The sequence below is a fragment of the Nocardioides sp. P5_C9_2 genome, from assembly GCF_054049555.1.
This window is the reverse complement of the sequence record NZ_JBFUMD010000252.1, coordinates 1-5,590: the sequence shown is the minus strand read 5'-3', so window position 1 is coordinate 5,590 and position 5,590 is coordinate 1. Positions and strand designations below refer to the sequence as shown.

Below are 5,590 nucleotides of genomic sequence, written 5' to 3'. Positions count from 1 at the left end.
GGTCTGGGGCCTCGCCGGCTCCGTGACGTCGTACCGCGGCGAGGACTTCGGGGACCCGGGACCGCTCGCCGAGCAGACCCGCCTGGGCGATTTCTGGTTCCCGCAGCGGGGCGTCTTCTTCGTCGGCCGGGCGCGCTTCACGCCCGTGGCCGGAGGCGCGGATCCCAGCGGGACCCCGCCGAGCCCGGCGAGGGCCAGAATGGGGTGATGACCACGCCCGCGTCGCTGCCCCGACGGGTGGAGGTGCTCGCCGGGCTGTCGGTCGCGATCGACCTCGGGCTCGGGCAGCCGGCCGAGCACATGCTCCGGTCGTCGGTGATCGCCTGCGGCCTCGCGGACCGGCTCGGCCTGGACCGCGAGCAGAGGGCGACCGTCTACTACACGACGCTGCTCATGTGGATCGGCTGTCACGCGGACTCGCAGGAGTACGCCCGCTGGTTCGGCGACGACATCTCGGTACGCCGCGAGGCCTACCTCGTCGACTGGTCGGGCCTGCCGTACCTGCGGTTCCTGCTCGGCAACGTCGCGCGCGGCGAGCCGCTGGGCCAGCGCGTGCGCGTCATGGCCGCGTTGATGCGCGACGCCCGTGGCCAGCTCGCCACCCTGATCCACTCGCACTGCAGCTCGGCGGCGGCCCTCGCCCGGCACATCGGCCTCTCGCCGGAGGTCGAGCGGGCGCTGACGACCACGTTCGAGCGCTACGACGGCGGCGGACTACCGACCGGGGCGTCCGGGGACGACATCCCGATCGAGATGCGGGTGGCCCAGCTGGCCGACGTCGCGGAGGTGCACCAGCGGATGTACGGCGTGCAGGGCGCCGTCGCGATGGCCCGGAGCCGGCGCGGGGGACACCTCGACCCGGTGGTCGTGGACGCGTTCGTGGCCGATCCCGACGGGCTGTTCGCCGCCGCCGGCGACGACCCCTGGGACCGGGCCCTGGCGATCGCCCCCGACGCCGAGGCCCGGCTCGACGAGGAGCACCTCGACCTGCTGCTGGCCGTCATCGGCGACTTCGTGGACCTCAAGTGCCCGTTCACGTTCGGCCACTCCCGCAACGTGGCGGCGCTCGCCGAGGCGGCCGCGGTCCAGCTCGGGCTGCCGGTCGACGACGTGACCGCCGTCCGCCGCGCCGGCCACCTCCACGACGTCGGCCGGATCGGGGTGTCCAACCAGATCTGGTCGAAGCCCGGCCCGTTGACCGGCGCCGAGTGGGAGCGCACGCGCATGCACCCCTACCTCACCGACCGGGTGCTGACCCGCATCCCCGGGCTGGCGCCGGTCTCCGCGATCGCCCGCGCGCACCACGAGCACCTCGACGGGTCGGGCTACCCGCTCGGGCTCGCCGGCACCGCGCTCGGTCGCCCGGAGCGGCTGCTTGCCGCCACCGTCGCCTACCAGTCGGCGCTGGAGCCGCGGCCCTACCGCGAGGCGATGTCGGTCGAGGCCGCCGCCGTCCGGCTGCGGGAGCGGGTGGCCCGCGGGGCCCTCGACCCCGACTGCGTGGATGCGGTGCTCGTCGTGGCCGGCCACGCGCGGGAGCGGACCCGCCGCCCCGACGCCCTCACCGCCCGCGAGGCCGAGATCCTCGGCCTCGTCGCCCGCGGCCAGTCCAACCGCGAGATCGCAGCCCGTCTCGTGCTCAGCGAGAAGACGGTGCGCAACCACGTCGAGCGCACCTACGCCAAGGTCGGCGCGACCAACCGGGTGGGGGCGAGCCTCTACGCCCTCCAGCACGGGCTGGTCGCGCCGGTCGACGGCTGACCCTGACGCCGGTCAGAGGGCCGCGACGACCTCGGTGCCCTGCGCGATCGCCCGCTTCGCGTCCAGCTCGGCGGCGACGTCGGCACCACCGATGAGGTGCACGCTCGGGTGGTCCAGGACGTCGTACACCTCGCGCACGGACTCCTGCCCGGCGCAGATGACGACGTGGTCGACGTCGAGCACGCGCGGGGTTCCGTCGACGGTGAGGTGCAGGCCGGCGTCGTCGATGCGGTCGTACGTCGCGCCGACGACCTGGGTGACGCCCGACTGCTTGAGGACCGCGCGGTGCGCCCAGCCCGACGTCTTGCCGAGCCCGATGCCGATCGGGGTGGCCTTGCGCTGCACGAGGGTGACCTCGCGGGCCGGCGTGCGCGGCTTGGCGTCGGTGAGGCCGCCGGGGTGCAGGGTCGGGTCGCCGACGCCCCAGTGGGCGTACCAGTCCTCGACGGTGTCGCTCGGGTCGTGGGCGAGGAAGTGGCTCACGTCGACGCCGATGCCGCCGGCACCGATCACGGCCACCCGCCGACCGACAGCCACCGAGCCGTCGAGCACCTCGGCGTACGACACCGCCTTGGGGTGCTCGATGCCCTCGATGACCGGGATGCGGGGGACGACGCCGCTGGCCACCACGACGTGGTCGTACGCCGCGAGGTCGGCCGCCGTGGCCTCCGTCGAGGTCCGCACGTCCACCCCGAGCACCTCGAGGCGGCGGGTGAAGTAGCGCAGCGTGTCGGCGAAGTCCTCCTTGCCGGGCACCTCCATGGCCAGGCGGAACTGGCCGCCCAGCTCGGCGTGCTTCTCGAACAGCGTGGTGGTGAACCCGCGCTCCGCGGCGTTGACCGCGGCGGCCAGGCCGGCCGGTCCGGCACCCACGACCGCGACGGTCGCCGGGCGCAGGGTCGGCATCAGCACCAGCTCGGTCTCGTGGCACGCGCGGGGGTTGACCAGGCAGGAGGCCCGCTTGTTGCCGAAGGYGTGGTCSAGGCAGGCCTGGTTGCAGGCGATGCAGGTGTTGATCTCGTCGGCGCGGTCGTCGAGCGCCTTGGCGACGAACGCCGGGTCGGCCAGGAACGGCCGGGCCATCGACACCAGGTGGGCCTGCCCGGAGGCGATGATCTCCTCGGCAAGCTCGGGGGTGTTGATCCGGTTGGACGCGCAGACGGGGACGTTCGCGACCTCGGTCAGGCGCGCGGTGACGCTCGCCCAGGCCGCCCGCGGGACCTGCGTGATGATCGTCGGCACCCGCGCCTCGTGCCAGCCGATGCCGGTGTTGAAGACGGTGACGCCGGCCTCCTCGAGCAGGCCCGCGAGCTCCACGACCTCGTCCCACGTCTGGCCGCCCTCGACGAGGTCGAGCAGCGAGATCCGGTACATGATCGGGAAGCCGTCGCCGACCGCCTCGCGCGTGCGCCGCACGATCTCGACGGGGAAGCGCATCCGGTCGGTCGCGCTGCCGCCCCACCGGTCGGTGCGGTCGTTGGTGCGCGCGGCCAGGAACTGGTTGATCAGGTAGCCCTCGGAGCCCATGATCTCGACGCCGTCGTAGCCCGCCTTCTGGGCCAGCCGGGCGGCGTCGGCGAAGTCGGACGCGGTCTTGTCGACGCCCCGGGTCGACAGCGCGCGCGGGCTGAAGGGCGTGATCGGGGACTTGGTCGTCGACGCCCCGACCGAGAACGGGTGGTAGCCGTAGCGGCCCGCGTGCAGGATCTGCATCGCGATCGCGCCGCCCGCCTCGTGCACCGCGCCGGTCACCCGCTGGTGCCGGACGGCCTGCAGCCGCGTCGTCATCTCGGAGGCGAACGGCTTGAGCCAGCCCCGCTTGTTGGGCGCGTAGCCGCCGGTCACGATCAGCCCGGCGCCGCCGCGGGCGCGCTCGGCGAAGTAGGCCGCCAGCTTGTCGATGTCCCACGGGTGGTCCTCGAGGCCGGTGTGCATCGAGCCCATCACCACCCGGTTGCGCAGGGTCAGGTCGCCGAGGGTGATCGGCTCGAGGAGGTGCGGGTACGACGTCATCTCAGGGCTGCCTTCGGTTCGGGGGCATCGGGTGCATCGGGGGCTTCGGGGGTCGCGGTCTGCGCGTGCGCGTCGAGGTAGTCGGTCAGCCAGTCGATCCAGAACTGCTCCAGCCGGATCCCGCCGCGCAGGACGAGGAGCTGGTCGAGCCGGTGGCCGGTCGGGTCCGCGGTCGGGTGGTCGGTCATGGCGTGCTCGAGCTGTCGGTAGTGCGCCAACCGGGTCTCGTGGTCCGCGCGCGCCTGCGCGACGTGGGCCAGCAGCGTCGCGCGATCGCCGTACGACGCCCCGCGCAGCTTGACGGCCAGCTCGCTGCGGAAGGGCTCGGTGCCCACCGGCTCGGCGAGCCAGTCGGCGAGCGCCCGGCGCCCGGCGGCCGAGACGGCGTACACCTTCTTGTCGGGTCGCGCGGTCTGGCTGACGGACTCGACGGTGACCCAGCCGTCGCCCTCCATGCGGGCGAGCACGCGGTAGATCTGCTGGTGGGTGGCGTGCCAGAAGAAGCCGATCGACTTCTCGAAGCGCCGCGCGAGCTCGAGGCCGGACGCGGGCTGCTCGCGCAGGGCGACGAGGAGCGCGTGTTCGAGGGCCACGCGACGAGGGTGGCAGACCTATGCAACGAGTTGCAAGGTGAGGTCGGTCACGGACTGGGTGGGCGAGTTGTGGACCTCGTGACCGTTGCAACCGTCACGAAGTGTCGGAGTCCCCGCCTGAGCGGGGACTCTGGGCCCGGCGAGCCGCTGCACACGACGCTGACACCAGTTCTGTCATGATCGGAGGATGAGCGAGTCACTCGGGCAGGGGAGCGGTCCGCTGCGCGGCGTGAAGGTCGTGGAGATCGCCGGCATCGGTCCCGGACCGCACGCCTGCATGATCCTGGCCGACCTCGGCGCCGACGTGATCCGCATCGACCGCAAGGGCGGCGACATGCTGGGTGCCGGACGGTACGACGTCCTGACCCGCGGCCGCCCGAGCGTCGTCCTCGACCTCAAGCACCCCGACGCCGTGGCGACCGTGCTCGACCTCGTCGAGCAGGCCGACGTGCTCGTCGAGGGGATGCGCCCGGGCGCGATCGAGCGGCTCGGCCTCGGCCCCGCCGAGTGCCACGCCCGCAACCCGCGACTGGTCTACGGCCGGATGACCGGGTGGGGCCAGGACGGCCCGTGGAGCCGCACGGCCGGGCACGACCTGAACTACGTCGCCATCACCGGCGCCCTCCACGGCCTCGGGCAGGACCCGGCCCGGCCGCACTTCCCGACCAACCTGCTCGGCGACTTCGGCGGCGGCTCGACGTACCTCGTCATCGGCGTCCTCGCCGCCCTCCTCGAGGCCCGCACGAGTGGTCAGGGCCAGGTCGTGGACGCGGCGATCGTCGACGGCACCGCGCACCTCAACGCGATGGCGTCGACCTTCGCGGCGCTCGGGCTGGGCGCCGGGACGCGTCGCTCCGGCCTGCTCGACGGCGGCACGCCCTACTACGACCTCTACGAGACCGCCGACGGCGAGCACATGAGCGTCGGCCCGCTGGAGCCGCAGTTCTACGCCGAGATGGTCCGGCTGCTCGAGCTCGACCTGCCCGACCGCGACGACCCGGTCCACCACCCGGCGATCCGCGACGCCCTGACGGCGCGCTTCAGGGAGCGCACCCAGGCCGAGTGGAGCGAGGTCTTCGACGGCACCGAGGCCTGCGTCGCCCCCGTCGTGCGCCACGGCGAGGCCCCGCGGCACCCGCACCTGGCCGCCCGCGGCACCTTCGTCGAGCAGGACGGGATCACCCAGCCCGCCCCCGCGCCCCGCTTCTCCCGCACTCCCGCGA

The 5,590-nt window shown here is 73.6% G+C and carries 5 protein-coding genes; 3 read left to right on the top strand and 2 right to left on the bottom strand.

Features of this window, described 5'->3' with window-relative positions; all coding sequences use genetic code 11:
• Both ACXJKL_RS13155 and ACXJKL_RS13150 read left to right on the top strand, forming a co-directional pair.
• A partial coding sequence (locus ACXJKL_RS13155; protein WP_457207495.1) for a hypothetical protein occupies nt 1-208 on the top strand: 208 nt, incomplete at its 5' end.
• The gene (locus tag ACXJKL_RS13150) at nt 208-1,761 is read left to right on the top strand and encodes an HD domain-containing phosphohydrolase (protein WP_457207494.1); all 1,554 of its coding nucleotides are present in this window, start codon (nt 208-210) and stop codon (nt 1,759-1,761) included. The genes ACXJKL_RS13155 and ACXJKL_RS13150, both read left to right, overlap by 1 nt.
• Nucleotides 1,762-1,773: 12 nt before the next feature.
• On the opposite strand, the gene ACXJKL_RS13145 is transcribed toward ACXJKL_RS13150, so the two are convergent.
• Nucleotides 1,774-3,774 (bottom strand): oxidoreductase, encoded by a 2,001-nt coding sequence (locus ACXJKL_RS13145; RefSeq protein ID WP_457207493.1) that lies wholly within the window; start codon nt 3,772-3,774, stop codon nt 1,774-1,776.
• Nucleotides 3,771-4,367, bottom strand: a complete 597-nt coding sequence (locus tag ACXJKL_RS13140) for a PadR family transcriptional regulator (RefSeq protein ID WP_457207492.1) — start codon at nt 4,365-4,367, stop codon at nt 3,771-3,773. Before ACXJKL_RS13140 ends, ACXJKL_RS13145 begins: the two co-directional genes overlap by 4 nt.
• A gap of 187 nt (nt 4,368-4,554) precedes the next feature.
• On the opposite strand from ACXJKL_RS13140, the gene ACXJKL_RS13135 reads away from it, so the two are divergent.
• The coding region (locus ACXJKL_RS13135; RefSeq protein ID WP_457207491.1) for a CaiB/BaiF CoA transferase family protein at nt 4,555-5,590 on the top strand (1,036 nt) is incomplete at its 3' end.